The following is a 26862-nucleotide window of genomic DNA, read 5'->3' on the forward strand; positions in this document are numbered from 1 at the left end:
GATGGTAGTTGGGACACGCGTCCCTGTGAGAGTAGGACGTTGCCAGGCTGTTATAGTATTGTTCCGCAGTAGCTCAGTGGTAGAGCTATCGGCTGTTAACCGATCGGTCGTAGGTTCGAGTCCTACCTGCGGAGCCATTTTTATGTAAACTAATATTTAGCTATGCTTCCATAGCTCAGTAGGTAGAGCACTTCCATGGTAAGGAAGAGGTCAGCGGTTCGAGCCCGCTTGGAAGCTTACCTATTTTAATAATAGTATGGCCCCTTGGTCAAGCGGTTAAGACACCTCCCTTTCACGGAGGTAACACGGGTTCGAGTCCCGTAGGGGTCACCAAAGTTTTTTACGTTAGTAAAAATAACTTTCATTTTTGTGGAGGATTAGCTCAGCTGGGAGAGCATCTGCCTTACAAGCAGAGGGTCGGCGGTTCGATCCCGTCATCCTCCACCATAATCTTATTATGTTAACTACATGTTGACGTTTCATGTATAAATTTAATATTTTTTATACCTATTTGCCGGGGTAGCTCAATTGGTAGAGCAACTGACTTGTAATCAGTAGGTTGGGGGTTCAAGTCCTCTCGCCGGCACTTTCTTTTTTAAAATTAATATGGAGGGGTAGCGAAGTGGCTAAACGCGGCGGACTGTAAATCCGCTCCCTCCGGGTTCGGCGGTTCGAATCCGTCCCCCTCCACCATTATATTTTTAAAAGAGTTGGACATACTAGATATTATCATATAATTATTGGGCTATAGCCAAGCGGTAAGGCATCGCACTTTGACTGCGACATGCGTTGGTTCAAATCCAGCTAGCCCAGCCAGAGAGCCATTAGCTCAGTTGGTAGAGCATCTGACTTTTAATCAGAGGGTCGAAGGTTCGAGTCCTTCATGGCTCATATAATAACAGCAAAGGACTTTGGATATATTATCCAGGGTCCTTTATTCTTTTCGCTATTTAACCTTAAGCCAATCATTGGTTTAAGGTTTTTTTTGTAGAAAATTATGAATTAATTTATTGTGGAAAAATTAAAATAGTTTTCTGAATCGGCTCCAGCCCTTGTACAAAGCGCTTCTGCTTCTGGGTCCGTATATATATACATAATTTTGTCGAGTTGAGTCATCAGTATGAAAGCGGTTAAAATAGGATACATAATGGGGTAGGAGGAAATAATATGAACAAGCTTTCAATAATTGGGATGCCGATGGATTTAGGTCAAATGAGACGTGGGGTTGACATGGGGCCGAGTGCTATTCGTTATGCTGGGATGGTTGAACGACTAAAGCCGTTATTTGATGAAGTACATGATTTAGGAGATATTCCAGTTGGAAGACCTGAAGTAGTAGTAGATAAAGAATCTAATTTGCGAAATTTAGATTTAGTTGCTGAAAAAAGTGCTATGCTTGCTGAAAAAGTAGATGCTGCTGTGGAGTCTGGTGCATTTCCACTTGTGCTGGGCGGAGATCATAGTATTGCAATTGGTACTTTAGCTGGTGTATCGAAACATTATAAGAATCTTGGAGTCATCTGGTATGATGCGCATGGCGATCTTAATACGGCCGAGACAAGCCCATCGGGTAATATCCATGGAATGCCTCTTGCCGTTAGTATTGGGTTAGGACACAGCATGTTAACCGATATAGGTGGCTATGGTCCAAAAGTAAAACCTGAAAATGTAGTCATTATTGGTGCAAGAGCGCTCGATGATGGAGAAAAAGATTTAATAAAAGAAGTTGGTATCAAAGTCTATACCATGCATGAAATTGACCGGATGGGAATGGCTAAAGTAATGGAGGAAACCATCGCTTACTTAAAGGAAAAGACAGATGGTGTCCACTTATCACTTGATTTAGATGGATTAGACCCAAATGATGCTCCAGGCGTTGGCACACCAGTTATTGGTGGAATCAGTTACCGAGAAAGTCATCTTGCCATGGAGATGTTAGAAGAATCAAAAATTATTACCTCCGCAGAATTTGTTGAAGTTAATCCGATTTTAGATGAAAAAAATAAAACAGCTAGAGTAGCTGTTGAGTTGATGGGATCATTATTCGGAGAAAAATTATTATAAAAATAAGCAGCTGCAGATCATCTGTGCAGCTGTTTTTTTATTTTCTGCTTATTATTAAACCTTTTAGCTAATTTTTGTTAATATTAAAGGTATCGCGAAGTTTTTTTCGTTATAAACGAAACTTTTCTGCTATCGATACGTATTATCGGTTAGCAGCAATGGAGCTGAGGTACTTAATGGACGCAATAATAAAAAAGAGAATAAAACAAGTAATCAAGGGTGATCAGGATGCCTTTGGTGAAATTGTTGAAATATATAAAAATAGTATTTATCAACTTTGTTTCCGCATGCTAGGAAATCGTCATGAGGCAGAGGATATTGCACAGGAAGCTTTTATTCGTGCCTATGTTAATATCAAATCATTTAACCAAGATTTAAAATTTTCAACCTGGCTGTTTCGAATTGCAACCAATCTCTGTATTGACCGACTGCGTAAAAAGAAACCGGATCATTATTTAGACGCAGAAGTTGCAGGGACAGAGGGACTAACAATGTATTCACAGATTCCTTCAAATACGCCGCTGCCTGAGACAGAGTTAGAAAGTTTAGAACTGCAGGAGACCGTCCAAAAAGAGATCTTAAAGCTGCCCGACAAATATAGGTCAGCGATCGTATTAAAATACATGGAAGAGTTGTCCTTAAATGAGATTAGTGAAATTCTTGACTTACCCCTAGGGACGGTTAAAACGAGAATTCACCGTGGCCGGGAAGCGTTAAGACAACAATTACGATATGTGTGATGAGAGGTGAAACTGTCAATGTGTCCAGAGCAAATCATCGAACTAATGCATGAGTTTTTAGATGAAGAAATTACACCCGAACAAGAACGTACTCTAAGAGAACACCTCCAGAGTTGTAAAGATTGCGAAATGATATTTAATGAATTAACTAAGACGATTGCTTTTGTTAAAAGCATCTCTCATATGCAAGCTCCTGATGATTTTACCGCTAACGTTTTGGCTCGGTTACCAAAAGAGAAGAGAAAGATATGGGTGCAGCGTTGGTTGAAAAACCATCCCATGCTTGCTGCGGCCTCACTATTTCTCATTTTAATGATGGGCAGTCTCATTTCCACTTGGAATGAAGATCACGAGTTTTCCGTAACAAAGCAAAAAAACTTAGTGGTTCAAAATAATACGGTAATCGTTCCAAAAGGGGAAACCGTTAAAGGCGATGTCATCGTCCGAAATGGCAAATTGAAAATTGAAGGTGAGGTCCAAGGTAATGTGACCGTCATCAATGGTGAAAAGTATTTGGCCTCCGCAGGACATGTTACCGGGCAAATTGATGAAGTAAATGAAGTGTTTGATTGGATTTGGTACCATATTAAAAAGACCACACAAGATGTTGTTCAAATTTTTGACGAACAACCGGAAACTAAATAAAAACAAATCACTCGGACTGGGTGATTTGTTTTTTTACTCAGGTACATATAATAGGTACAAGTGGTATTTATGTTATAATAAATAGATTGTACTGTATATGTGTTAAAGAAAATTACGGAGGAAAAACAATGCCGTTTGCTGATTTCGAACTATGGAAGTATTTAGCTAGTATTGTTGATATTGTCCTCGTTTGGTATGTCATTTACAAGTTGATCAATGTAATTAGAGGAACGAAGGCTGTTCAATTATTAAAAGGCATTCTCGTTATTCTTCTAGTCAGAGTGGTCAGCGAGTTTCTAGGCTTCCAAACGTTAAGCTGGATGATGGAACAGGCGATAACATACGGGTTTCTTGCGATTATTATCATTTTTCAGCCGGAGCTTAGAAGAGCCCTTGAGCAATTAGGCAGAGGGAAGTTCTTTTCGAGAAGCAGTACGCAGGATGATGAAGCTCCAGAAAAAACGGTTGAAGCAATTGTGAAGGCAACTGATTATATGGCAAAACGCCGTATAGGGGCATTAATCTCGATTGAAAGAGAAACAGGAATGGGCGATTACATCGAAACAGGGATCCAGTTAAATTCAAATGTTTCTTCTGAATTGCTCATTAATATCTTTATCCCGAATACACCGCTTCATGATGGTGCAGTAATTATCCAGAAAAACAGTGTCGCTGCTGCCGCATGCTATCTTCCTTTATCTGAAAGCCCGTTTATTTCGAAGGAATTAGGAACAAGGCATCGGGCGGCATTAGGTATCAGCGAAGTTACAGATAGTATAACTGTCATTGTGTCGGAAGAGACGGGGAATATCTCGCTAACAAAGAATGGAGAGCTTCACCGCGGAATAAATCTTGACGAATTAAAAGAATTACTTACGAGTGAACTGTTAATTAACATTAAACTGAAACAAGCTTCTTCAGCTCGTTGGAACTGGAGGGGAAAAAATAATGGATAAATTGATGGATAATCCTTGGTTTATAAAAATTCTTGCCTTGGTATTAGCTGTTCTTCTATATTCTTCTGTACCGCATACTGGGAAAAAAATAACCGATGTGAATGTTCCAGGAGAACAGTCTACGGCAACGATTACGAATATTCCAGTCAATGTTTATTATGATACGGAAAATTTAGTCGTATCTGGCATTCCGAGCAAGGTTGAAATAACCTTAAAAGGCCCATTAACACACATCCAGTCTGCGAAGGCATTAAAGAATTTTGAAGTGTATGTCGATTTAACAAAGGCTAAAGTGGGAAAACAGAAAGTAAAGTTAAAAGTAAGAAATCTGTCTGACAAATTAACGGCAACGGTGAAACCATCCAGCGTGAATGTTTCGGTCCAAGAAAAAATCACAAAGGAATTTAAGGTAGAAGCAGAATATAATACGGGTCAAATTGAAGAGGGGTATTCAGCCGGACAACCTGTTGTTAAGCCAGATAATGTAAAGATTACCGGGGCAAAAAGTGTCATCGACCGGATTACTTATGTAAAGGCAGTTCTTGAGGAAAAAAATAAACTGAGAGAAAGTATTACTGAAGATGCTGACATCCAGGTACTCGACAAAGATTTAAATAAGTTAAACGTAAAAGTGGAACCTGATACAGTTGAAATTACTATCCCAGTAAAAGTTAATAGTAAGACTGTGCCAATCAATATTGTTAGAAATGGAACTGCCCCAGAGGGTGTGACAATTGAATCGATTGATATCGATGAAAAAGAAGCGACCATTTTCGGGAGTGAGACTGTTCTTGATAAGACCGAAAAGGTCCGTGTGGAAGTTGATCTTAGTAAAATTACTGATAATACTACACTTACATTACCTGTCATCATATCTAATGGGATCACAAAGGTTACCCCACAAACGGTGAAAGCAACGGTTGTGGTCAAAAAGCAAGAAGAAAAAACCATTTCGGATGTACCTGTAACCATTAAAGGATTACCGGATGAATATGAAGCAACCATTAATGATCCTGGGAATCAGATGATTGACATCCTTGTTAATGGACCTGCTACTGCAGTTACTCGTGTTAAGCCTAAGGACTTTAATGTCTATATTGATTTGTCAGACCTTGATGAAGGGGAGCATGATGTAGACATTCATGTTGAAGGTCCCCCTGACCTAAAAATGAAACCGACGAAATCATCAGCGAAAATTACAATTAATAAAAATAATGCATAATATCGAGCAATGCACATGTTGAAGGAGAGATTTTTAAAATGGGAAAATATTTCGGTACCGATGGGGTACGTGGAGTAGCAAATAGTGAATTAACACCGGAGCTAGCTTTTAAACTAGGCCGCTATGGCGGATATGTTTTAACAAAGGATAAGGATCGTCCCAAAGTCCTCATCGGACGCGATACCCGTGTATCTGGACATATGTTAGAAGGAGCCCTTGTGGCAGGGTTATTATCGATTGGAGCGGAAGTAATGCGATTGGGGGTTATTTCTACCCCAGGTGTTTCATTTTTAACAAAAGCATTAGGTGCCCAAGCAGGAGTCATGATTTCTGCTTCACATAATCCGGTAGCGGATAATGGAATTAAATTTTTTGGCCCCGATGGCTTTAAGCTTTCTGATGAGCAGGAGTTAGAAATTGAGGAACTAATCGATTTACCTGACGACCAGCTTCCTCGTCCAGTGGGTGCTGATCTGGGTCAAGTTATAGATTATTTCGAGGGCGGCCAAAAGTACCTGCAATACTTGAAAAATACAGTCGATGAAGAGTTTTCAGGAATCCATATTGCCTTAGATTGTGCGCATGGGGCAACGTCGTCGTTAGCAGCCCATTTATTTGCTGATCTGGATGCTGATCTCTCAACAATGGGAGCATCTCCGAATGGTTTAAATATCAATGCTGGTGTTGGTTCAACACACCCTGAAGCATTAGCAGCTGTCGTTCAAGAAAAAGGTGCTGATGTGGGTCTTTCATTTGACGGTGATGGTGACCGTTTAATCGCCATTGATGAAAATGGTGCCATTGTGGACGGCGATCAAATCATGTACATCTGTGGGAAGTATATGAAAGAACAGGGCCGCCTAAAGCATGGAACGATTGTATCAACCGTTATGAGTAATCTCGGTTTCTATAAGGCACTTGAGACTCATGGGATCCAGAGTGTCGCAACAGCTGTAGGTGACCGCTATGTTGTTGAAGAAATGAAGAAAAATGGTTTCAATCTTGGGGGGGAACAGTCAGGTCATATTATTTTCTTAGATTATAACACCACAGGTGATGGATTATTATCAGGGCTGCAGTTAGTCAATATTATGAAGGTAACTGGAAAGCCATTATCTGAGCTGGCTGGTGAAATGAAGAAATTCCCACAAAAGCTTGTCAATGTAAGGGTCACTGACAAGCATCATGTAACCGATAATGAAAGAGTAAAAGAGGTTATTGAGCAAGTTGAAGCTGAAATGGCTGGAGACGGTAGAATCCTTGTGCGACCTTCGGGTACGGAGCCACTTGTCCGTGTCATGGCAGAGGCACCGACGGAGGAATTATGTGAATCCTATGTCAACCGAATTGTTGCAGTGGTCAAAGAAGAAATGGAATTAAAGGAATAATAACATCCATTTGTCTGGCTTCAGCGCCTAGGGGCTGAAGCCTTTCTTATATGCATATGGGAACAATTCGTTCTTTTATGCATATTTTATTATGTATAATTGGTGGGATATTCCTGATTTTGGTTGACGGGAGTCCGTAATCATAGTAGTATTAATTTGCTTTGTTTTTTTAAAGCAAATTACTGCATAATTTTAAGGAAAGGTGGGTAGTGAGAGAATTTATTTAAAAAAAAAGCGCCTGGACTAACCACATGCGGTGGGTTAGTTGACGAGGAGGAGGAGTATCGAAATGTTCGGCGGATACCTCCCGGTTGAGACGCACAACCGAAAATTTCTTCTTTAAAACGCAGAGGCAACTCTGTGCACAAAGAGAAGAGAATGCGCATACTAACAGTAATGTTTCAACAGGTATAGACAGATACCTAATAAAACAGAGATAAGGGGGCAAGCATAAGCCTCCAAAACTTTCTTGCCCCCTATATCAGGGAGGAACAGAAAATGTGTGGAATTGTAGGATATATCGGAAATAATGATACAAAAGAAATTTTATTAAAAGGTTTAGAAAAGCTTGAGTATAGAGGTTATGATTCAGCAGGTATAGCTGTAATGAACGATAACGGTGTTCATGTTTTTAAAGAAAAAGGTCGTATTGCTGATTTACGCCAAATTGTGGATGAAAATGTTTCGGCCAATATCGGAATTGGTCATACTCGTTGGGCAACACATGGTGTCCCTAGCAAGGTAAATTCACATCCGCATCAAAGTGGATCTGGTCGGTTTACACTTGTTCATAACGGAGTAATTGAGAACTATGATCTTTTAAAGCGTGAATATTTAGCAGGTATCACGTTCACCAGCGAAACGGATACAGAAGTTATTGTTCAGATGATTGAGTTATTTGTCAAAGAAGGATTAGAGGTTTTAGAGGCATTCCGTAAAACGCTAACGCTTTTACATGGGTCATATGCTCTTGCCTTATTAGACGCCCAAGACAATGAAACCATTTATGTGGCCAAAAACAAAAGCCCGCTTCTAGTTGGACTAGGAACTGACTTTAATGTGGTTGCCAGCGACGCCATGGCAATGCTTCAAGTAACGAATCAGTACCTTGAATTAGTGGACAAAGAGATTGTTCTTGTTTCTAAAAATGAAGTAATCATTCAAAATCTAAACGGTGAAATCATCAGCCGTGAGCCATATACTGCCGAACTTGATGCTAGTGACATTGAAAAGGGTACGTACCCGCATTACATGTTAAAAGAGATTGATGAGCAGCCGCTTGTGATGCGTAAGATTATTCAAACGTACCAAAATGCTCAGGGTGAATTGACGATTGCAGAGGATATCATTGCAGCCGTAAATGAATCAGACCGGATTTACATTGTAGCTGCTGGAACCTCTTATCATGCCGGACTCGTAGGTAAGCAGTTCATTGAAAACATTGCTAAAATTCCTGTAGAAGTTCACATTGCTAGTGAGTTTGTTTACAATATGCCGCTTTTAACGAAAAAGCCGTTGTTTATTTTCATTTCACAAAGTGGAGAAACAGCCGACAGCCGTGCCGTGCTTGTTAAAGTGAAAGAAATGGGTTACCCAACTTTAACAATTACAAACGTTCCTGGTTCAACTCTTTCTCGTGAAGCGGATTATACACTCTTGCTTCATGCAGGTCCTGAAATTGCCGTTGCTTCTTCTAAAGCCTATACTGCACAACTAGCCGTGCTGGCTATTCTTGCTGAAGTAACAGCAAAGAGACAAAACATCTCTGTTGATATGGATCTGGTCCATGAACTAGGAATTATCGCAAATGCAATGGAAGTGCTTTGTGATTCTAAAGAGTTGATAGAGCACATTTCAAGAGAATTCTTAGCCGTAACGCGGAATGCTTTCTTCATTGGCCGCGGGGTTGACTATTATGTTGGCTTAGAAGGTGCTTTGAAGCTGAAAGAAATTTCTTATATTCAAGCGGAAGGCTTTGCTGGCGGAGAATTAAAACACGGAACCATTGCCTTAATCGAAGAGGGCACACCTGTCATCGCTCTTGCCACACAAGAAAGTGTCAACTTAAGCATCCGTGGAAATGTGAAAGAAGTGGCTGCTCGTGGAGCAAACACTTGTATCATTTCAATGAAGGGCTTAAATATGGACGAAGATAGCTTCGTCATCCCAGAAGTACATGAATTATTAACACCACTTATCTCTGTCATACCTATGCAATTAATTGCTTATTACGCTGCACTTCACCGTGATTGCGACGTGGATAAACCACGTAATCTTGCTAAATCGGTAACCGTTGAGTAAGCGTAAAAAGTCAACATTAAGGACCCTAACTATATTTTAGTTTGGGTCTTTTTTTTATAAAATTTAAATTTAGAATATAAATTCGAAGGAGGAAAAAACTAAGAAAAAAATGAAATGTAGGGTGAAATCATGCAAACGATTAAACCAATTAAATTAGGTTCAAATAAAACAAGCATAACAGAAAAATTAACATCTGCAGAAATGGGTAAACTTTGGGCGACATACATGGGAAACGATATGGCAAAATACATTTTAAGCTATTTTCTTCAGCACGTTGAGGATGAGGATATTAAAACCTTAGTAGAAAATGCTTTGAAATTAAGCGAAGAATTTTTGAAAATAACGACAGAAATTTTCAGCAAAGAAAATTTCCCTATTCCTAAAGGGTTTTCACAAGAAGATGTAAATTTAGGTGCTCCTCGTTTATTCCAGGATGAATTCTATGTCCATTATCTAAAATATACGGCAAAAGCGGGCATGAGTATTTATGGTGTCGCAATACCACTTGTATATAGGAAAGATGTCGAAGCATTTTTTAGATATTGTATGGATTGTACTATGGATCTAATGGAGCAAATCAAAGAAATATTGATGAGTAAAGGGCTGATCATTAAGCCGCCATTAATTCCCGTTCCTGAAAAGGTGGAATTTGTTCATCAGGATTTTTTAAATGGTTACTTTGGTCATGTAAGACCAATGCATGCTTTAGAGATTACCCATTTTTACGATAATATTGAAAATAATGTAACGAGTAAGGCACTCATTATGGCTTTTGCACAGGTTGCAAAGGATAAAAAAATTAAGGAATTGTTTGAAAAAGGCAGAGATATGACAGCTGCAAATATCCAACGTTATATGCAAATGCTACATGATGAAAATTTACCTTCACCATCTTCTCATGACGATTTAGTAACATCATCTACTTTTTCACCTTTTTCGGATAAGATCATGCTATACCACAAAATAGATATGTTTAGTATGAAAATAAGAGCTTTTGGAAATTCAGTAGCAGTAAACGGAAGGCACGATATTGGATTACTTTATACTAAATCATTAATGAAAATTACAGCTTTTATTCAAGAAGCATCAAAAATAATGATTGAGAAAGGCTGGTTTGAACAAGCACCGAATGCAGCAGATAGAGATAAATTAGCTTCTGATTAGTTCGTCACGATTGATTAGCTATACTTCAATAAGAAGTATAGCTTTTTTCTGTTGGTCCGTTACCATACTTGTTTCATAAAATCGCAGTATCACCATCATTACGATTATATAAAAACGGTAAATAAAAGGGGATGGAGACGAATGGCAGAAGCTTGTTTAATTTCTAATCATGGGAATATCAGTAATGGCACGGCAATTAAGCTGCTCAATTTAGGAATAGAGCGCAATGCCTACTAATCCAGAAAGTACGATTATATATGCGGGGTGCCATCGGAATTTCATTAGGGCGACAAGCGACAATCCAAAGATAAGCAATAGGCTCAATACATGCCATGTAAAATTGGGGCTAATGATATTATTTGAAAGGGCAAACCTGATTGCTGCATATAGTATTAAACCAGTTACTATAGGTCTTAGGCCGTAAAACATGGAATTTACGATTGGGTAATGATTAAGCTTAAGAAAAAACGTTGCTACAATAAGAACTAGAATGATAGATGGAAGCAAGATTCCCAGGGCAGAAATGATGGAACCTGTAATGCCAGCAGTAAAATATCCAACAAGAATAGCACTATTGGCAGTAATTGGCCCAGGAGACATTCCAGCAACTGCGATAATGTTAGTAAACTCTTGGGTAGTCATCCATCCATGCTCAATGACCCCTAGTTCTATGGCTGGCATAATAGCATATCCTCCGCCGAAAGACACTAAGCCAACGACAAAAAACGTTTTGAAAAGTTCCCAATATATCATAAGTTTTAGTCCTTCCTACTTAAATTCCTGAGCCCATGAAAAAATCAATGTCATTGATTTCCTTCTCCTGCTGTTTGTTAGTGTTGACTTTGTAACCCAACTTTTCTTTTATATTGGTCAATATAATTCCTGATACAGCACCCGCTAGAATTACTAATATAGGATGAATAAAGAAAAGAACAGGAACCCCGATCACAAATAGCCCAAAGGTAGATTTATCAACAATCGCTGTTTTCCCAGTCTTGATAGCCGCATATACGATGAGAGCAACGATGGAAGCTCGAATCGCTAGGAAGGCAGCCTCTACTTTGGGATTATCCTGAAATAAACTGTACATAGCCCCAAGAAAAAGGACAATTAAAAAGGTCGGCAAGGAAACACCAAGCATTGCGGCGATTGCACCTTTAATCCCGCCCATTCTTTTTCCTATAAATGTTGCCGAATTAATGGCAACAGCGCCGGGCACGGATTGAGCTAAGGCAAAAATATCAGTAATATCTTCTCTTTTTAACCAATTTCGTCTATCTACAACTTCTTTCTCTATTAATGGGATCATGGCGAATCCCCCACCAAAAGTGACGGGGCCAATTTTAAAAAAAGTCCAAAAAATTTGAAGTGTCATTTTCCATTCTTTTCCCATCTTATTGCCTTCCTTCATGGTTATATATTACAAACAATAGTAATCGCGTATTTGTTCTTATACATTACGTTATCAGGAGAAGGAGAAAAGGTAAATTGCAAGAATGGCATGGGGTATAACAGATTATTATAAATAAGAAAACTTTTCTCGAAAATTTGTATGGTACTATCATAGTATAAAGAGCATTTCAATTATTGGGGATGATTTTATTGAATATAGAAAACTTGAAAATGTTTTGTTTGGTTGTAGATGAAGGCAGCATAAGCCAGGCAGCACGATTAAGTTATGTGTCTCAGCCTGGCGTAACAAGGCAGATTCATCAATTGGAGAATTATTACGGAACCCTGTTGTTTGACCGATCAGAAGGAAAGATGACAGTGACAGAGACAGGAAGACTGCTATATCCTTTTGCAAAAGCAATCGTTAATGATTTCAACCGATCTAAAGAAGTGATTAAGCAGGTCATTGGCGAGTCAAATGTCAGCCTCCGGGTAGGTGCTTCCTTGACGATTGGTGAGTATTTATTACCAAGTTTATTGGGTAGTTTTAAAAAACAATCACCAGAAATAAAAGTTACGTTAACCATAAAAAACACACCAAGTGTGTTAGAAGAATTAACAAATGGTGTAATCGATTTAGCATTGGTAGAGGGTATAGTTGAAAGTAAAAATTTTAATGTAGAAAAATTTGCTGAGGATGAATTAGTTCTTGTCTATCCATCTGATCACCCGTGGAGGGGGAGAACAGAGATCAATATTGAAGAGCTGGCAAATGAACGAATGATTTGGCGAGAATCAATGTCCGGAACACGATTAATAGTTGAAAGTGCGTTAAGGGATTATGGGGTGTTAGACAGAATTGAAAGCTATATGGAGATAGGCAGTACACAAGCTATTAAAAGTACAGTAGAGGCCGGACTTGGCGTGAGTATCCTGCCAAGGCTGACAGTGGCCAGGGAACTGGAACAAGGATTTTTAAATGAAATAAAAATGACAGGAGTAAATATCAAAAGAAATTTATGGCTGGTAAAAAAAACGCAAAGATTTCCTAGCAGTGGAATATCTAGTTTTGTTGAATTTATTCAAAGGAAACACTTTTTAAATTAATTTGACCCGTTAAGGCAATTTTCAATATGTTTCAATTGGATTTCATAAAAAAGGTATTGACATGAAGGTTTATCCGTATTATTATTATCTCAGATTCAAGATATTTTAATTCAAGATAAAAACATATAGGAGGATTTTAAAATGATAAATATTGGCTTATTAATAATTCGGTTGGTCATAGGTATATTATTCGTGGGACACGGTGCTCAGAAATTGTTTGGGTGGTTTGGCGGTTATGGATTAAAAGGTACAGGTGGATGGTTCGAATCCATTGGCATGAAACCAGGAGTAACCATGGCTCTTTTCGCAGGATTGGCAGAACTGATCGGGGGAATCTTGTTTGCGTTAGGCCTTCTAACACCACTTGCAGGTATTTTGATTGCAGGAACCATGGTAATGGCTATTGTTAAGGTGCATGCTCCAAACGGATTATGGTCCACATCTAATGGTTATGAATATAATCTAACATTACTTGCAGTGGCAATTGGGATAGCCTTAATCGGTCCCGGTCAATATGCACTTGATGCACTTTTATTCTAAAATATCTCGAATTAGAGAATCTTAAATTAAATAAAAGGGTAAATGACGTTCATTATTGAAGTAGTAAGGTATCAAATGACTTTAAAAAACGGATATTACATGAAAAAGGAGTGTAAAAAAATGGGTAAGAAAACAATGGGGATTCATCATATCACAGCAATTGTTGGTCATCCACAAGAGAACGTAGATTTCTACGCAGGAGTATTGGGGTTACGGTTAGTCAAGCAAACGGTTAATTTCGATGATCCAGGTACGTATCACCTTTATTTCGGGAATGAAGGAGGTAAGCCAGGAACAATTATTACCTTCTTCCCATGGGCAGGAGCTCGTCAAGGGATCATTGGTGACGGCCAAGTAGGAGTCACATCATATGTTGTTCCGAAAGGTGCTATGGGATCTTGGGAACAAAGACTAGAAAAGTTCCATGTTCCTTTTACTAAAATGGAACGCTTTGGAGAACAATATTTAGAATTTGATGACCCGCATGGACTTCACTTGGAAATTGTTGAAAGAGAAGAAGGGGAAATCAATTCATGGACCTTCGGAGGAGTATCACCGGATGTTGCCATCAAAGGTTTTGGCGGAGCAACTCTATTATCTACCCAACCTGACAAAACAGCAGAATTGTTGGAAAAAGTAATGGGACTTGAATTAATCGGTAAAGAAGAAGATTTCGCTCGTTACCGTTCCACTGCTGATATTGGGAATATTATTGACCTTAAATTAACTTCAATTGGACGCGGACAAATGGGTGTGGGAACAGTACACCACATTGCATGGCGGGCTATCGATGATAAGGATCAGTTGGATTGGCAAAAATATGTTGCCTCCAATGGGTATGGTGTCACTCCCGTCAAGGACAGAAATTATTTTAATGCGATTTACTTCAGAGAGCACGGGGAAATCTTATTTGAAATTGCGACAGATCCCCCAGGATTTGCTCATGATGAATCACAAGAGACAATGGGTGAAAAGTTGATGTTACCATCACATTATGAATCCCATAGAGCACAAATTGAGCAGGCTTTGCTTCCATTTGAAGTAAGAGAACTAGATGATTTTATGAAAAGGACTGATTAATTTGCTTTCAATCGATCCCGCCTCAATGTCTGAAAGAGAAATTTATAAATTTCTAATAGGAAGCGTCATACCTAGACCGATTGCTTTTGTCACAACGATTTCAAGAGATGGCATTTTAAATGGCGCGCCATTTAGTTATTTTAATATCGTATCATCCAACCCCCCGATGATTTCATTATCCATTCAACGCTCGGAGGGGAGACAGAAGGATACTGCGAGAAACATCATTGAATCCAAGGAATTTGTCGTCCATATCGTTGACGAACAAAATGTTGAAAAAATAAATAAAACTGCTGCAAATCTTCCTCCTGATCAAAGTGAAATAGAGTTAGCAAACTTAACTCCAGTAGAAAGTACGAAAATTTCAGTTCCTGGAGTGAAGGAAGCGAAAATTAGGATGGAATGTTTATTAGAGCATTCCTTAGAATTGGGTGGTATGGATACGCCAGGTTGTGATCTGATCATCGGAAAAGTAGTTCAATTTTATATCGAAAGCGACATTTATGAAAATGGAAGAATAAATCCAAGGGGCTTAGCTGCGGTAAGCCGATTGGCAGGCAATAGTTATGCAAAAATTGGCGAGATGTTTGAAATCGAAAGACCTAAATAGTTCCTAATAAAATTCCATTGATCAATTGGAGGGGAAGAAATGCAAAATACAGCTGGCATTCATCATATTTCAGCGATGGTAAACGATGCACAAAGGAATATTGACTTTTATGCAGGTGTACTTGGGTTAAGGCTCGTTAAAAAAACGATTAATTTCGATCGTCCGGAAGTGTACCATCTTTATTTTGGGAATGAAACAGGGCAGCCAGGTACTGTCATTACTTTCTTCCCCTGGGCTAAACAGCTAAAAGGTCGAATTGGAACAGGTCAGGTTGGAGTGATCAGCTACATTATACCAAAGGGCTCGGCTCATTTTTGGGAGAATCGATTAAGAAAATTTGGTGTTGAATTTACTTCATCCAATCGCTTTGGTGAGACATATTTAAAATTTAATGATCCAGACGGACTCCAACTTGAACTGACTGAACGAGAGGAAGGACCAACGAATACTTGGGACTTTGGGAGAGTTCAAGCGGAAAATGCCATTAAAGGGTTTGGCGGTGCTGTTCTTTTTTCTGCACAGCCACATAAAACTACCGACGTGTTAGAAAATATATTGGGATTAGAATGTATGGGACAAGAAAAGGAATTTCTTAGATTTAAATCGGAAGGACCGCTCGGAAATACCATTGACATTCATTTAAATCCTTCAGTCCGAGGGCTGATGGGAGCAGGAACGGTTCACCATATCGCGTGGAGAGCAAAGGATGATGAAGATCATCAAAGGTGGAGATCTCTTCTCTTAGAGAAAGGGTATTATCCGACAGAGATTCTTGACCGAAACTACTTCAAAGCCCTTTATTTCCATGAAGGAGGAGGGATCCTCTTTGAAATAGCAACCGACCCACCTGGCTTTTCAGCGGATGAACCAGTAACTGGTCTTGGAAAAAAGCTCATGTTACCATCTTGGTTAGAATCAGAAAGAGAAAAATTAGAGGAAACCTTACCTCATGTGGAGGTTCGTGTTCTGGAGGGAGATAAATAATGAAACATATATTTAATAAAGGAACGGATCCAACAAAACCAACGTTATTATTGCTTCATGGTACGGGTGGCAATGAATTAGATTTGATACCTCTTGCGGGAAGAATTGACGATGAGGCGAACTTTTTAAGCGTGCGTGGTAATGTATTAGAAAATGGAATGCCAAGATTCTTCAGAAGATTAGCTGAAGGAGTCTTTGATGAAGAAGACCTTATTTTCCGAACAAAAGAATTAAACGAGTTTCTTGATGAAGCGTCAGAAAAGTATAGTTTTGAACGAGATAATATTATGGCCATCGGTTATTCAAATGGAGCAAATATCGCAGCGAGTTTATTATTTCACTATCAAAATGCCTTAAAGGGGGCGATTCTTCATCATCCGATGGTACCAAGGAAAGGTATTGAGCTTCCTGACTTATCAGGTAAATCTGTGTATATTACTGCGGGGACAAATGATCCGATCTGCTCGCCAATAGAATCGGCTGAATTACAATCGTTATTAGAAAAGGCACATGCGAAGGTAGAACTTCATTGGGAGAATAGAGGCCATCAATTAACTGCCACAGAAGTCGAAGCCGCAGCAAGCTGGTATCAAAATTTAAAAAACTAATCGGAAATTCTCCGGTTAGTTTTTTGGTAGTAAAAGAGGATAATATTTATTTGGATGGGAAAATTAATTAGTGTCGAGATTGAATCCTTTTGGAAGGATGTTTTTTTGTGGAGAAAAAATTATTAAATCTACTAACAGCTTTGTGTATCGTTTCCTTGCCATTTTTATTCAAAGGTTCAAAAATGAGAGAAAATCTTGTTATTTTTTTCTCAAAAGGTGTTATTGCGACTTTGATCGATGCGTATGTTGTTGGAACCAAAAGACTAGAATATCCGGTTCGTCCTTTTTCAAAAATTTTTAAGACCAACATCATTTATGATATTTTGTTTTTTCCGCTCTTAAGTGTTCTCTGGGTTAAACTGTCTTATAATGATAATTTAAGTAAAATTCTTTTGAAAAGTTTGATATTTAGTGTTCCGATGAGTATCGGTCAATGGTACTTTGAAAAGAATTCTAGATTATTTAAGTGGAAAAGATGGACGCCGTTCCATACTTTTGGAAGTTGTAGCTTTACTTTGTTAACAATTAGAGGTTTGGTTGGATTATTAAAAAAATTAGATAAGTTTAAGAATACTGGTTACAACGCTTCATAGTACCTGCCTTATTTGTCTTTTAGCATATCGAAGAATACCCTGTCGTCCAGCCGGGTGGTTCTTCGATTTTTTTTGTTTTGGAAGAAAAAAATAAATGATGTCAACAATCACTATGACAAAATGCATTTTTGTAAAAATAGAAATGAGTGTGTAAACGCTTTATTATTAAGATACAAAGTTCAACAAATTAATGATTGAGGGGGACAATAGATAATGACTGAAAAAGTTAATGATAAAGTAGATGTTAAAGTAAAAATACAAAAATTTGGCAGTTATCTAAGTGGCATGGTTATGCCGAATATCGGCGCTTTTATTGCTTGGGGATTTATTACTGCACTATTTATTCCAACTGGTTGGTTACCAAATGAAGATTTAGCTAAATTAGTTGGGCCGATGATCACATTCTTACTGCCGCTGTTAATTGGTTTTACCGGTGGTAGAATGGTTTATGATATTCGTGGTGGAGTCGTTGGTGCGACAGCAACAATGGGTGTTATCGTCGGAACGGATATCCCGATGTTCTTAGGAGCCATGATTATGGGGCCTATCGGGGGATACCTCATTAAGAAACTTGATCAGCTGCTTCATGGAAAAATCAAATCTGGCTTTGAAATGCTAGTGAATAACTTTTCTGCCGGTATTCTAGGCGGTGCTTTAACGTTATTAGCCTATAAAGGCGTCGGTCCAGTAGTTGAAGGATTAAGTAAAGTCTTAGCAAATGGCGTACAATTTATTATCGACCATAATATGTTACCATTAGCAAACATCTTTATTGAGCCAGCAAAGGTATTGTTCTTAAATAATGCTATTAACCATGGGATCTTAAGCCCATTAGGAATTGAACAAGCAACAAAAGCAGGAAAATCTATTCTTTTCTTACTAGAAACAAACCCTGGTCCTGGTTTAGGGATCCTTTTAGCCTTTATGTTATTTGGTAAAGGGACAGCAAAACAAACAGCACCTGGTGCCGTTATTATTCACTTCTTGGGTGGTATTCATGAAATTTACTTCCCATATATCTTAATGAAACCTATGTTAATCTTTGCAGCTATGGCTGGTGGTATCAGTGGTGTATTCACATTCAACCTTCTTGATGCAGGTCTTGTAGCAGCTCCATCACCTGGTAGTATCTTTGCCCTCCTTGCGATGACACCAAAAGGCGGTTACTTTGCAACACTCGCCGGCGTAATCGTAGCAACAGCTGTTTCATTTGCAGTTGCCGCATTGATTCTAAAAACAAGTAAGTCAACGGAAGAGGAAGAAGATTTATCTTCTGCAACAGCAAAAATGGAAGAAATGAAAGGAAAGAAAAGTTCTGTTTCTTCCGTGCTTGTAAATGAAAAGCCTATTAGTTCAGAAATGGTTAATAAAGTTGTCTTTGCTTGTGATGCAGGTATGGGCTCAAGTGCAATGGGAGCTTCTATTCTTAGAAACAAAATGAAAAAAGCTGGTATAGATGTAACAGTTATTAATACCGCGATTAATAATTTACCAAGTGATGCGGATGTTGTTGTAACGCACAAGGATTTAACGGACCGTGCGATAGCAAAACTTCCAAATGCCAAACATATTTCAGTAGAAAATTTCTTAAATAGTCCTCGTTATGATGAATTAGTTGAAGCTTTAAAGAAATAATGAAAACAATGAGCCTAGCCACGTGCTAGGTTTTTTGTTTATTTTAATCATGTCAACAATTCATATGACTAACTCTAATTATCCTCTTGTTGTTTAAAGGTTAAAGTGGGATTAAAATTAGATTGTAAGTATGGATCTTTAATTTTGGCAACAACCTATGATTGGGGGACGAGGCTTAAAATACTTTACACGGAGTGAGATCATGTATATTTCCGCAAGAGAAAGACAAATACTTGAAATCTTGTTAACTGAAACAGACGAGATGACCGTGAAAGACCTCGCAGATCAAATTGGGGTGAGCGGCAGGACTGTTCATCGGGATTTAAAGAATATAGAAGATATATTAAAAGAATATGACCTTTCCTTACACAAAAAGTCAGGTGTGGGCGTTCAAATTACTGGAAGCAAGGATAAAATAGGCGAGCTTGAACTATTTTTATTTAATCTTTTTCATACAGAATATACACCAGATGAAAGACAAACGATAATTTTGTGTGCATTATTGGAATCGAATGGACCGGTAAAGCTTTTAGGTCTGGCCAATGATTTAAATGTGACCATCGCTACAGTAAGTGCAGATTTAACGAAATTAGAAGAACGGTTACAAACGTTTGGATTAGCACTGATTCGAAGAAGAGGGTACGGGGTAGAGATCGAAGGCCACGAAGGTGCGAAAAGAAGAGCGATGAGTAACCTGATTACTGAGTATATCGATGAGTCAGAAATCCTTTCACTGGCAAGAGAAAATATTCAAAAGCGGTCAAATCAGCAAATCAATACGATTTCTGAAAGGCTGCTAGGACTGGTAGAAAAGAAAAAGCTGCTGACCGTTGAAAAAATTGTTGAATCAACAATTCAGGATTTGCCTTTTAATATGGCTGATAGTGCCTATATCGGTTTGGTCGTTCATTTGGCCTTGGCGGTTGAACGAATTCAAAAAGGTGAAGGGATTAAGATAAACCAGTCTTATCTGGAGAATCAACAATCCTCCAAAGAATATAAATTTGCTGAAAACATTGTATCTCAACTGGAGCAAGTGTTTCAAATAATCATTCCAGAGGCCGAAGTGGCGTATATTACTATGCACTTAAAAGGTGCGAAGCTGAGACATGATAATGAATATTTAATTGAGGATTCTAGTCTACAGGTTGCCATTAAATCAAGGAATTTAATTGAAATGGTTGGGAAACGAGTAGGATTAGACCTAACAAGTAATCGATCGCTATTTGAAGGCTTGGTTGTGCATTTGAAACCTGCCCTCTATCGAATCAAACAAAAGATGGGGATAAGTAATCCTCTATTAGATAAAATTCAGCGGGATTATGCGGAGTTATTTTCTTCCGTCAAACAAGCGGTTGAACAAGTATTTCATGAATTTTATGTTCCTGACGAGGAGATTGGTTATCTCGTCATGCACTTTGGTGCGGCCATTTTAGCGAACAAGGATCTCGTTCAGTTGAACACATTGGTTATTTGTTCAAGTGGCATTGGTACCTCGAAAATGCTGGCTACGAGATTGCATCAAGAGTTTCCGGAGCTTAAGCAAATTCAAAATGTTTCGGTTATGGAATTCAAGAAAATGAAAAGGGATAATTATCAATTAATTATTTCAACAATTCCGATTCCTGATTATCATTTGGATTATATCTTAGTAAGTCCGATCTTAAATAAAGATGAAATCGAGAAGATCCGCTCTTTTATTAATGAACAGATCATTATCAATGGATCAGAACAGAAATTTCCAATTCCCTTAATGGATAAGGTCAGTAAGAAAAATGCAAATGTGCTTATTGAAGAGATGCATAGCATTCAGGGGTATGCCCAGACTATCGCGGCGATTTTGGAAGGATTTGAATTAACAAAAATAAATGATAACGAAACGGCTGCTGGAATAATCAAACGAGCTAGTAAAGAATTATTTGCTAATCAAAAGATTAATCATATTGAAGCGGTTGTTGAGGCAATCATCGAAAGAGAAAAAATCGGGGGTTTAGGTATTCCAGATACATCAATGGCTTTATTCCATGCGCGGTCCCCCCATGTAATGACACCAACCTTCACAATCTATAGGACTCAAAAACCGATTGAGGTGGTAGGGATGGATCAAAAGGAAATGGAAATAAAGTCAATTTTATTAATGTTATCCCCCCAGGAAACATCCGAGAGCTCATTAGAAGTTCTGAGTTACCTTAGCTCGTTGTTAATTGAAAGTGAAGAAAGTATTTCCTTGTTTCAATCGGATCATCAGGAAGAAATACGTGCCTACCTAACAACAAGATTTGATCAATTTTTTACCGAAAAATTAACCAATATGAGGAGTGTTTAAATATGTCAAAAGCAATCTTAGCAAAAGAAAATATTCTATTAAACGCATCAGTAGGGTCGAAGGAAGAAGCAATAAGGTTAACAGGAAGTATTCTTGTGGACAAAGGCTATGTAGATGTAGACTATATTGAAAAAATGCTTAAAAGAGAAGAACTAACTTCTACGTATATGGGGAATTTTGTTGCAATCCCGCATGGTACCGAAGATTCGAAGTCTTTTGTGAAGGAATCAGGTATTTCTTTCATTCAGGTTCCTCAAGGTGTTGACTTTGGAAATGGAAATATCGTCAAGCTGTTAATCGGCATAGCCGGTAAAGACAATGAACATCTAGATATTCTATCAAGTATAGCAATTGTTTGCTCGGAAGAAGAAAATATCGAAAAACTAGTTGCTGCAAAATCCGCTGAAGAGATTTTATCAATTTTTGAAGAGGTGAACTAATATGTTAGCCGTTCATTTTGGGGCAGGTAATATCGGCCGCGGTTTTATCGGAAATCTATTGTATCATTCAGGCTATGAAACATGTTTTGTCGACGTAAATGAAGTGATCGTAGACCTATTAAATGAAAAGAAGGAATATCGTGTCGTTCTTGCGGAGCCTTCGCAACAAGAGGTTACGATTAAAAATGTAAGAGCAATCAACAGTGCGAAAAATCCAGAACAGGTCATTGCAGCGATTGCAGAAGCAGATCTTGTAACGACAGCGATTGGCCCTAATATTCTTCCGTTTATTGCTGGTATTATCGCGGATGGTTTGCGTAAACGTGTGGAACAAACCAATCGACCACTCAATTTGATTGCCTGTGAAAATATGATTGGCGGAACATCCCTATTAAAAGAGAAGATTTTTGAAAAAATAACGGCCGAAGAAGCCGCACAATTCGAGCAGCGTTTTGGCTTCCCGGATTCAGCCGTGGACCGGATTGTCCCGAATCAAGTCAATGAAGATAAATTGATGGTGAAAGTTGAACCATTTTATGAGTGGGTCGTGGAAGAGCCGAAAATTGTCGGAGAAAAGCCACCGGTTCAGGGCGTCACGTATGTTCAAGAACTAGTACCGTATATTGAACGGAAATTATTTACCGTTAATACAGGCCACGCCCTTGCAGCGTATTTCGGCTATTATTTTGGGATGGAAACGATTAATAGTGCGATGGAAAACGAGGAAATTCGTGGTTTAGTAGAAGGGTCGCTGAAAGAAAGCGGAGCATTCCTAGTAAAAAAATATGGTTTCGATAAAGCTGAACACAATAAATACATTCAAAAGATTATCGGTCGGTTTTCCAATTCCTATATAGTGGATGAAGTAACTCGCGTAGGGCGCTCCCCGATTCGGAAGCTAGGTCCTAATGATCGTCTCGTGAGCCCAGCACGTCAATATGTGGAGGTCATTGGCGAGCAGCCAAGCTATCTCTTGAAGGGGATTGCCGCTGCCTTATTATACGATGTTCCAACAGATGAAGAAGCCGTTCAAGTACAGGCAACGATTCAGGAACAAGGTCTAGAAACTGCGATTACTAAGTATACTCAGTTAGCTGAGACCTCTCCTTTGTTCAAGGGGATTGTGGAGCAATATAACCAATTGAAAAGCAAATAAAAAAATGAGCTTGTTACCATTACCGCATGGGAACAAGCTCATTTTTTATTTAGCTAATAGGAAAGAATAACTTTCCTATCAGGCATAAGTGCAACTACGAAGTGAAGGGGAGGACAAACTAATAAAATAAGTAAAGGGGACTTGAGCCAGGTTAGAGAAACTAATCAAACGTTTGATTAAATGAGATGAAGCTTTAAAAAAGTGGGATTTTTCCCATTAGAGAAATATTTTTATATACAGGTAAATAATTGTTGACATTTTTAAGTAAAAATGATATAATATTATTTTTATTGACTAATTTAAATAAACCCCATACAATAGACTCCTAGTAAATATTTACTGGGAGTTTTTTTATTGAGGGGGAGATTGTTTGGAAAATCAAAAAGGAAGTTTAACAGCTTTAGTTAGTTGTTTTGCCCGAGGATACCATGCTGCTTGTAGCCGACATCCTATTTTTAACGACTATATTGCTAGTTCACTTTTAAAGGAAGAGGAAAAACAATTAATCTCCAGCAATTGGGCCAATTCCATCGCTTTCTTTGATCCCGACAAGGATCAATCCATTTTGACTGTTGATGAAAAATTGGCATGGGTGATGAACAATCAAACGGTTCCCCAATTGGTTAGCCGGGCCCGCTATGCAGAAAATGGCCTGTTGGCTGCAATTGACAGAGGTGTGAGACAATATGTAGTGTTAGGCGCTGGGTTCGATACCTTTGCTTGGAGGCAACCGGACCATCTTCCTGATGACTTTATCATCTATGAAGTGGACCACCCTGCAACCCAAGCCTTTAAAAGGATGCGTCTCGAAGAAATAGGGATCGGTATTCCTAAAAACATTCAGTTTGTATCTGTAGACTTTAGCGATGATTCCTTGGGTGATGAGTTAATCAAACATGGGTATGATAACAGTCAATATAGCTATTTTAGTCTGTTGGGAGTCGTGATGTACTTAGATAAGGGGGATTTTTATAAATTGCTCACGACTATTTCGAATATAGCTATGAACGGCAGCTCGTTTGTTTTTGATTACCTCGACGATACTGCTTTTCAAGAACAAAAAGCCTCTAAAAAGATGACACAAATGAGACAAATAACCGCGCAAACCGGTGAGCCCATTATTACGGGTTTCGATCCGTTTGAACTGGACCGTGAGCTGCAGGATTACAATATGCTTGTGTTCGAGAATCTTGCTCCAGCCAATATTAACGACACGTACTTCACAGATAGGGATGATGACTTGCGTGCTTTTCCTCATTTTCATTTCGCACATTTAGTTGTTCATAAATAGGGTCAAGGATAAGAATACCGTCAAATCAGGCTTTTGGCCATTATAATTAAACGATTGATTAGTTATTAGAAGAATGAAAAAGATAATAATTTTGATTTTACAAAATGAGAATCTTTTTAAATAGAACTTATTCGCTTTCCAGTCGGTAATAATGCCAGTTTAAATAAATGATTCATGTTATCAAAACAAGCCAATCTCCAAATCGGAAATTGGCTTGTTTTTCGTTTTATTGGAGAACATTTCAATAATTAGTCGGGTCGACTAATGCCCGAAGCAGTCCATTTTTTCTTTTTTCGAAATATTACTTTGACAGATAGAGTAATTTCGAGTAAGATTACTCTATCAGATAGAACAATTAGCATGCAAGGAAGTGAAAAAATGATTAGAAGCGATATCATTCGAGGTCATTTGGATTCGATAATCTTACGCCTGATTTTTGAACAAGACAGGTACGGTTATGAAATATCGAAAGAAATCAGCTTACGCACAGACAATCGATTCCAGATAAAAGAGGCAACATTATATGCTGTTTTTCAGCGGCTTGAGAAAAAGGAATTAATTGAATCGTATATGGGAAGTGTTTCCCAGGGAGGGAAAAGGAAGTATTACAGAATCACCTCGCTTGGAAAGGCCTATTTAAAAGAAATGATTGAAGAATGGATAGAAACGAAAGAAGTAATTGATTTATTTATGGAGGGATTAAAGTGAAGAAGTTAAAAAATCATGTAGATGAATTATTTAAAGAAGTTCCAGACAGTGAGCAAAAACAGGCGATTAAACAAGAGGTTTTGGAAAACCTTGAGGAAAAGGTATTTGACCTAATCCAACAAGGTAAGGAAGAGGAGGATGCAATCAATAAAGCCATCGTGGATTTTGGTGATATTGACGATTTAAAAAAGGAACTGGGCGTAAAGCAGCCAGTGAAAAAGAATAATTCCAAATTAAATCTGGGCTTCTCCATCTGGGGGAGTATTCTCATCATCGCTCTATTTATTTTTATTAATGTTGCTTATTCACCTCAGACGATCTGGTTTGTCTATCCGACTTTTGCTGTATTATGGTGGCCGTTAGCGATGTATTTCAATTGGCTGCGTTCAAAGTAAGGAGGGGTTCCAATGAAAAGAATTGATCCAGGCTTTGCGATAGCGGGCAGTGTCATGACGATTGTCTTTATTATCCTAGTGAATTATTTAACCAGCAGTCACTACCCGTGGTTTATTTATCCAACCTTTGTTCTTTTGCTGTGGCCCATTGGCGTGTATTTTGCGAAACAAGGGAAACACAAACAACTTGCTTTGTCCTATTGTGTGCTGATTATTGCCTTTTTGACGGTCGAAAACTTCCTTCATTCACCACGGAATCCATGGTCACTTTATGCGTTTTATCCCATCTTTTGGTGGCCGATTCTTACCTACTTAGAAAAGCGCGCTTTGACTTTGAACGTTGCCTTGATCGGAAGCACCAGCATCATCCTCTATTATGCTGTCCTTAATGTGCTTTTATCACCACAGTATCCATGGGTGATCTTTCCGGCCTTTGCTGTATTATGGTGGCCGCTGTCCATTTACCATGCAAAGAAAAAGACCTATTTTGCCTTCTCGATCCAGGCAAGCCTATTGATCGCCATCTTTTTTATAGGAGTTAATGCCGTTTCAAGCCCCGACACCATCTGGGCCGTCTATCCAATCTTTTGTGTCCTCTGGTGGCCGCTCAGCATGTATTATTACGTCTATAAACGAAGATTTATAGAATAATCCATTTAGTGTCAGGCACCACAAAAAGACATTTGTCTTTTTGTGGTGCCTGACACTTTATTTGTGTAAAAGAAAGAACAAGCTTATCCTATAGATATAAAAATGGCGAATAAAAAGGTGAAGTGGGTATGAAGCGAATTAATATTTTAGTGGTGGAAGATGATAATGATATTAATCAATTATTATGCAATATTATTAGAAAAAGCGGCTACAATGCGCAGGCAGCCTATTCTGGCACGGAAGCGATGATTTACTTAGAAGCCTCTCAGTGGGATATGGTGTTACTGGATTTAATGCTTCCAGGATTAACGGGGGAGGAGATTCTCGCGAAAATCAGTGAAAAAAATCCTATTCCTGTCATTGTTATCTCAGCAAAGCTCGAGCAGCAAACGAAAATAGAGGCACTCAGAGCAGGGGCCGATGACTACATCACAAAGCCCTTTGATATAGATGAGGTGTCAGCTCGAATTGATTCTCATCTCAGAAGGTCACGTCGGACATGGGCACCATCACAGCCCAAAGAATTAACACATAAGGATCTCTCCGTCGATACAGAGGCGAAAAAGGTCTTGGTAAATGGACAGGAGTTACCAGTAACGGCACGTGAATATGCAATTTTGGTCCTCCTCCTGTCAGCTCCGAAAAAGGTTTTTACAAAGGCAAATGTGTTTGAAAGTGTTTGGGAGGAAGACTATCGTGGGGACGATAACACGATTAATGTCCATATGAGTAATCTCAGAAGCAAGCTTGCTAAGGCTAATCCCGATGAGGAATACATTGAAACTATCTGGGGAATGGGCTACCGCTTAAAAACTTAAGGTTTTCTTAAGGATTCATTTAAGCCTTTCTTATGTATTACGACCTAT

26 protein-coding genes and 8 tRNA genes are annotated in these 26862 nt (G+C 38.6%); 32 read left to right on the forward strand and 2 right to left on the reverse strand.

The window, feature by feature from the left end; all coding sequences use genetic code 11:
- The first annotated feature begins 62 nt into the window (after positions 1 to 62).
- The 16 genes from ACJ004_RS26325 (at position 63) to ACJ004_RS26400 (ending at position 10480) form a co-directional block, all read left to right on the forward strand.
- Positions 63 to 137, forward strand: a tRNA-Asn gene (locus ACJ004_RS26325).
- A 27-nt stretch (positions 138 to 164) separates the two neighbouring features.
- A tRNA-Thr gene (locus tag ACJ004_RS26330) sits at positions 165 to 237 on the forward strand.
- A 21-nt stretch (positions 238 to 258) separates the two neighbouring features.
- Positions 259 to 333: transfer RNA gene (locus ACJ004_RS26335), tRNA-Glu, on the forward strand.
- Positions 334 to 371: 38 nt separating this feature from the next.
- A tRNA-Val gene (locus ACJ004_RS26340) sits at positions 372 to 447 on the forward strand.
- 66 nt (positions 448 to 513) lie between these two features.
- A tRNA-Thr gene (locus tag ACJ004_RS26345) sits at positions 514 to 586 on the forward strand.
- A 22-nt stretch (positions 587 to 608) separates the two neighbouring features.
- A tRNA-Tyr gene (locus ACJ004_RS26350) sits at positions 609 to 693 on the forward strand.
- A 48-nt stretch (positions 694 to 741) separates the two neighbouring features.
- Positions 742 to 816: transfer RNA gene (locus ACJ004_RS26355), tRNA-Gln, on the forward strand.
- A gap of 2 nt (positions 817 to 818) precedes the next feature.
- Positions 819 to 891, forward strand: a tRNA-Lys gene (locus ACJ004_RS26360).
- 276 nt (positions 892 to 1167) lie between these two features.
- On the forward strand, positions 1168 to 2064 hold the full coding sequence (gene rocF, locus ACJ004_RS26365) for an arginase (protein ID WP_410896073.1): 897 nt from the start codon (positions 1168 to 1170) through the stop codon (positions 2062 to 2064).
- A gap of 176 nt (positions 2065 to 2240) precedes the next feature.
- Complete coding sequence (gene sigW, locus ACJ004_RS26370) at positions 2241 to 2804, forward strand: RNA polymerase sigma factor SigW (RefSeq protein WP_410896074.1); 564 nt, start codon at positions 2241 to 2243, stop codon at positions 2802 to 2804.
- 18 nt (positions 2805 to 2822) lie between these two features.
- Complete coding sequence (locus ACJ004_RS26375; protein WP_410896075.1) at positions 2823 to 3449, forward strand: zf-HC2 domain-containing protein; 627 nt, start codon at positions 2823 to 2825, stop codon at positions 3447 to 3449.
- Between the two features lie 128 nt (positions 3450 to 3577).
- Entirely contained in the window at positions 3578 to 4405 is an 828-nt protein-coding gene (gene cdaA, locus ACJ004_RS26380) for a diadenylate cyclase CdaA (RefSeq protein ID WP_410896076.1), read from the forward strand.
- A complete protein-coding gene (locus tag ACJ004_RS26385) occupies positions 4398 to 5627 on the forward strand; it encodes a CdaR family protein (protein ID WP_410896077.1) in 1230 nt (409 codons plus the stop codon). The genes cdaA and ACJ004_RS26385 overlap by 8 nt, the downstream gene beginning before the upstream one ends.
- A gap of 38 nt (positions 5628 to 5665) precedes the next feature.
- Complete coding sequence (gene glmM / locus ACJ004_RS26390; RefSeq protein ID WP_410896078.1) at positions 5666 to 7015, forward strand: phosphoglucosamine mutase; 1350 nt, start codon at positions 5666 to 5668, stop codon at positions 7013 to 7015.
- A 498-nt stretch (positions 7016 to 7513) separates the two neighbouring features.
- A complete protein-coding gene (gene glmS, locus ACJ004_RS26395; RefSeq protein ID WP_410896079.1) occupies positions 7514 to 9316 on the forward strand; it encodes a glutamine--fructose-6-phosphate transaminase (isomerizing) in 1803 nt (600 codons plus the stop codon).
- Between the two features lie 129 nt (positions 9317 to 9445).
- The gene (locus tag ACJ004_RS26400) at positions 9446 to 10480 is read left to right on the forward strand and encodes a DUF3231 family protein (RefSeq protein WP_410896080.1); all 1035 of its coding nucleotides are present in this window, start codon (positions 9446 to 9448) and stop codon (positions 10478 to 10480) included.
- A gap of 210 nt (positions 10481 to 10690) precedes the next feature.
- Here the strand turns inward: ACJ004_RS26400 and ACJ004_RS26405 are convergent, their stop codons facing one another.
- Both ACJ004_RS26405 and ACJ004_RS26410 read right to left on the reverse strand, forming a co-directional pair.
- Positions 10691 to 11233, reverse strand: coding sequence for a chromate transporter (locus ACJ004_RS26405; RefSeq protein WP_410896081.1), 543 nt, complete (start codon positions 11231 to 11233; stop codon positions 10691 to 10693).
- A gap of 19 nt (positions 11234 to 11252) precedes the next feature.
- Positions 11253 to 11891, reverse strand: coding sequence for a chromate transporter (locus ACJ004_RS26410; RefSeq protein WP_410896082.1), 639 nt, complete (start codon positions 11889 to 11891; stop codon positions 11253 to 11255).
- A gap of 191 nt (positions 11892 to 12082) precedes the next feature.
- Between ACJ004_RS26410 and ACJ004_RS26415 the strand changes: the two genes are divergently transcribed.
- The 16 genes from ACJ004_RS26415 to ACJ004_RS26490 all read left to right on the forward strand — a co-directional run bounded on the left by ACJ004_RS26415 (position 12083) and on the right by ACJ004_RS26490 (position 26814).
- Positions 12083 to 12979: a LysR family transcriptional regulator gene (locus tag ACJ004_RS26415; RefSeq protein ID WP_410896083.1), complete on the forward strand. Its 897-nt coding sequence runs from the start codon at positions 12083 to 12085 to the stop codon at positions 12977 to 12979.
- Between the two features lie 141 nt (positions 12980 to 13120).
- Entirely contained in the window at positions 13121 to 13519 is a 399-nt protein-coding gene (locus tag ACJ004_RS26420; protein ID WP_410896084.1) for a DoxX family protein, read from the forward strand.
- A 120-nt stretch (positions 13520 to 13639) separates the two neighbouring features.
- Positions 13640 to 14599: a ring-cleaving dioxygenase gene (locus tag ACJ004_RS26425; protein WP_410896085.1), complete on the forward strand. Its 960-nt coding sequence runs from the start codon at positions 13640 to 13642 to the stop codon at positions 14597 to 14599.
- A 1-nt stretch (position 14600) separates the two neighbouring features.
- Complete coding sequence (locus ACJ004_RS26430) at positions 14601 to 15209, forward strand: flavin reductase family protein (protein WP_410896086.1); 609 nt, start codon at positions 14601 to 14603, stop codon at positions 15207 to 15209.
- Between the two features lie 39 nt (positions 15210 to 15248).
- The gene (locus ACJ004_RS26435) at positions 15249 to 16193 is read left to right on the forward strand and encodes a ring-cleaving dioxygenase (RefSeq protein ID WP_410896087.1); all 945 of its coding nucleotides are present in this window, start codon (positions 15249 to 15251) and stop codon (positions 16191 to 16193) included.
- Positions 16193 to 16801 (forward strand): alpha/beta hydrolase, encoded by a 609-nt coding sequence (locus ACJ004_RS26440; protein ID WP_410896088.1) that lies wholly within the window; start codon positions 16193 to 16195, stop codon positions 16799 to 16801. The genes ACJ004_RS26435 and ACJ004_RS26440 overlap by 1 nt, the downstream gene beginning before the upstream one ends.
- A 107-nt stretch (positions 16802 to 16908) precedes the next feature.
- The gene (locus ACJ004_RS26445; RefSeq protein ID WP_410896089.1) at positions 16909 to 17394 is read left to right on the forward strand and encodes a CBO0543 family protein; all 486 of its coding nucleotides are present in this window, start codon (positions 16909 to 16911) and stop codon (positions 17392 to 17394) included.
- Between the two features lie 213 nt (positions 17395 to 17607).
- Positions 17608 to 19029 (forward strand): PTS mannitol transporter subunit IIBC, encoded by a 1422-nt coding sequence (locus ACJ004_RS26450; RefSeq protein WP_410896090.1) that lies wholly within the window; start codon positions 17608 to 17610, stop codon positions 19027 to 19029.
- Positions 19030 to 19186: 157 nt separating this feature from the next.
- Positions 19187 to 21355, forward strand: coding sequence for a BglG family transcription antiterminator (locus tag ACJ004_RS26455; protein WP_410896091.1), 2169 nt, complete (start codon positions 19187 to 19189; stop codon positions 21353 to 21355).
- A gap of 2 nt (positions 21356 to 21357) precedes the next feature.
- Entirely contained in the window at positions 21358 to 21795 is a 438-nt protein-coding gene (locus ACJ004_RS26460; RefSeq protein WP_410896092.1) for a PTS mannitol transporter subunit IIA, read from the forward strand.
- 1 nt (position 21796) lies between these two features.
- Entirely contained in the window at positions 21797 to 22951 is a 1155-nt protein-coding gene (locus ACJ004_RS26465; protein WP_410896093.1) for a mannitol-1-phosphate 5-dehydrogenase, read from the forward strand.
- Positions 22952 to 23321: 370 nt separating this feature from the next.
- A complete protein-coding gene (locus tag ACJ004_RS26470; protein WP_410896094.1) occupies positions 23322 to 24242 on the forward strand; it encodes a class I SAM-dependent methyltransferase in 921 nt (306 codons plus the stop codon).
- 378 nt (positions 24243 to 24620) lie between these two features.
- On the forward strand, positions 24621 to 24950 hold the full coding sequence (locus ACJ004_RS26475) for a PadR family transcriptional regulator (protein ID WP_410896095.1): 330 nt from the start codon (positions 24621 to 24623) through the stop codon (positions 24948 to 24950).
- Positions 24947 to 25345: a permease prefix domain 1-containing protein gene (locus tag ACJ004_RS26480; RefSeq protein ID WP_410896096.1), complete on the forward strand. Its 399-nt coding sequence runs from the start codon at positions 24947 to 24949 to the stop codon at positions 25343 to 25345. The genes ACJ004_RS26475 and ACJ004_RS26480 overlap by 4 nt, the downstream gene beginning before the upstream one ends.
- Before the next feature lie 12 nt (positions 25346 to 25357).
- Complete coding sequence (locus tag ACJ004_RS26485) at positions 25358 to 25996, forward strand: hypothetical protein (RefSeq protein WP_410896097.1); 639 nt, start codon at positions 25358 to 25360, stop codon at positions 25994 to 25996.
- 128 nt (positions 25997 to 26124) lie between these two features.
- Complete coding sequence (locus tag ACJ004_RS26490; protein WP_410896098.1) at positions 26125 to 26814, forward strand: response regulator transcription factor; 690 nt, start codon at positions 26125 to 26127, stop codon at positions 26812 to 26814.
- Positions 26815 to 26862 lie beyond the last annotated feature (48 nt).

This window comes from Neobacillus sp. 204 (genome assembly GCF_046562815.1).
In the GTDB taxonomy this organism is placed as follows: domain Bacteria; phylum Bacillota; class Bacilli; order Bacillales; family Cytobacillaceae; genus Neobacillus.

What these genes read in the sequence shown, in the direction of transcription:
- glmS (WP_410896079.1), top strand. Translation starts at nt 7,514, where the DNA reads ATGTGTGGAATTGTAGGATATATCGGAAATAATGATACAAAAGAAATT.
- ACJ004_RS26385 (WP_410896077.1), top strand. Translation starts at nt 4,398, where the DNA reads ATGGATAAATTGATGGATAATCCTTGGTTTATAAAAATTCTTGCCTTG.
- ACJ004_RS26465 (WP_410896093.1), top strand. Translation starts at nt 21,797, where the DNA reads ATGTTAGCCGTTCATTTTGGGGCAGGTAATATCGGCCGCGGTTTTATC.
- ACJ004_RS26490 (WP_410896098.1), top strand. Translation starts at nt 26,125, where the DNA reads ATGAAGCGAATTAATATTTTAGTGGTGGAAGATGATAATGATATTAAT.
- glmM (WP_410896078.1), top strand. Translation starts at nt 5,666, where the DNA reads ATGGGAAAATATTTCGGTACCGATGGGGTACGTGGAGTAGCAAATAGT.
- ACJ004_RS26460 (WP_410896092.1), top strand. Translation starts at nt 21,358, where the DNA reads ATGTCAAAAGCAATCTTAGCAAAAGAAAATATTCTATTAAACGCATCA.
- ACJ004_RS26400 (WP_410896080.1), top strand. Translation starts at nt 9,446, where the DNA reads ATGCAAACGATTAAACCAATTAAATTAGGTTCAAATAAAACAAGCATA.
- ACJ004_RS26485 (WP_410896097.1), top strand. Translation starts at nt 25,358, where the DNA reads ATGAAAAGAATTGATCCAGGCTTTGCGATAGCGGGCAGTGTCATGACG.
- sigW (WP_410896074.1), top strand. Translation starts at nt 2,241, where the DNA reads ATGGACGCAATAATAAAAAAGAGAATAAAACAAGTAATCAAGGGTGAT.
- ACJ004_RS26410 (WP_410896082.1), bottom strand. Translation starts at nt 11,891, where the DNA reads ATGAAGGAAGGCAATAAGATGGGAAAAGAATGGAAAATGACACTTCAA.
- ACJ004_RS26425 (WP_410896085.1), top strand. Translation starts at nt 13,640, where the DNA reads ATGGGTAAGAAAACAATGGGGATTCATCATATCACAGCAATTGTTGGT.
- ACJ004_RS26440 (WP_410896088.1), top strand. Translation starts at nt 16,193, where the DNA reads ATGAAACATATATTTAATAAAGGAACGGATCCAACAAAACCAACGTTA.
- ACJ004_RS26450 (WP_410896090.1), top strand. Translation starts at nt 17,608, where the DNA reads ATGACTGAAAAAGTTAATGATAAAGTAGATGTTAAAGTAAAAATACAA.
- ACJ004_RS26435 (WP_410896087.1), top strand. Translation starts at nt 15,249, where the DNA reads ATGCAAAATACAGCTGGCATTCATCATATTTCAGCGATGGTAAACGAT.
- cdaA (WP_410896076.1), top strand. Translation starts at nt 3,578, where the DNA reads ATGCCGTTTGCTGATTTCGAACTATGGAAGTATTTAGCTAGTATTGTT.
- ACJ004_RS26375 (WP_410896075.1), top strand. Translation starts at nt 2,823, where the DNA reads ATGTGTCCAGAGCAAATCATCGAACTAATGCATGAGTTTTTAGATGAA.
- ACJ004_RS26420 (WP_410896084.1), top strand. Translation starts at nt 13,121, where the DNA reads ATGATAAATATTGGCTTATTAATAATTCGGTTGGTCATAGGTATATTA.
- ACJ004_RS26475 (WP_410896095.1), top strand. Translation starts at nt 24,621, where the DNA reads ATGATTAGAAGCGATATCATTCGAGGTCATTTGGATTCGATAATCTTA.
- ACJ004_RS26405 (WP_410896081.1), bottom strand. Translation starts at nt 11,233, where the DNA reads ATGATATATTGGGAACTTTTCAAAACGTTTTTTGTCGTTGGCTTAGTG.
- rocF (WP_410896073.1), top strand. Translation starts at nt 1,168, where the DNA reads ATGAACAAGCTTTCAATAATTGGGATGCCGATGGATTTAGGTCAAATG.
- ACJ004_RS26455 (WP_410896091.1), top strand. Translation starts at nt 19,187, where the DNA reads ATGATTGGGGGACGAGGCTTAAAATACTTTACACGGAGTGAGATCATG.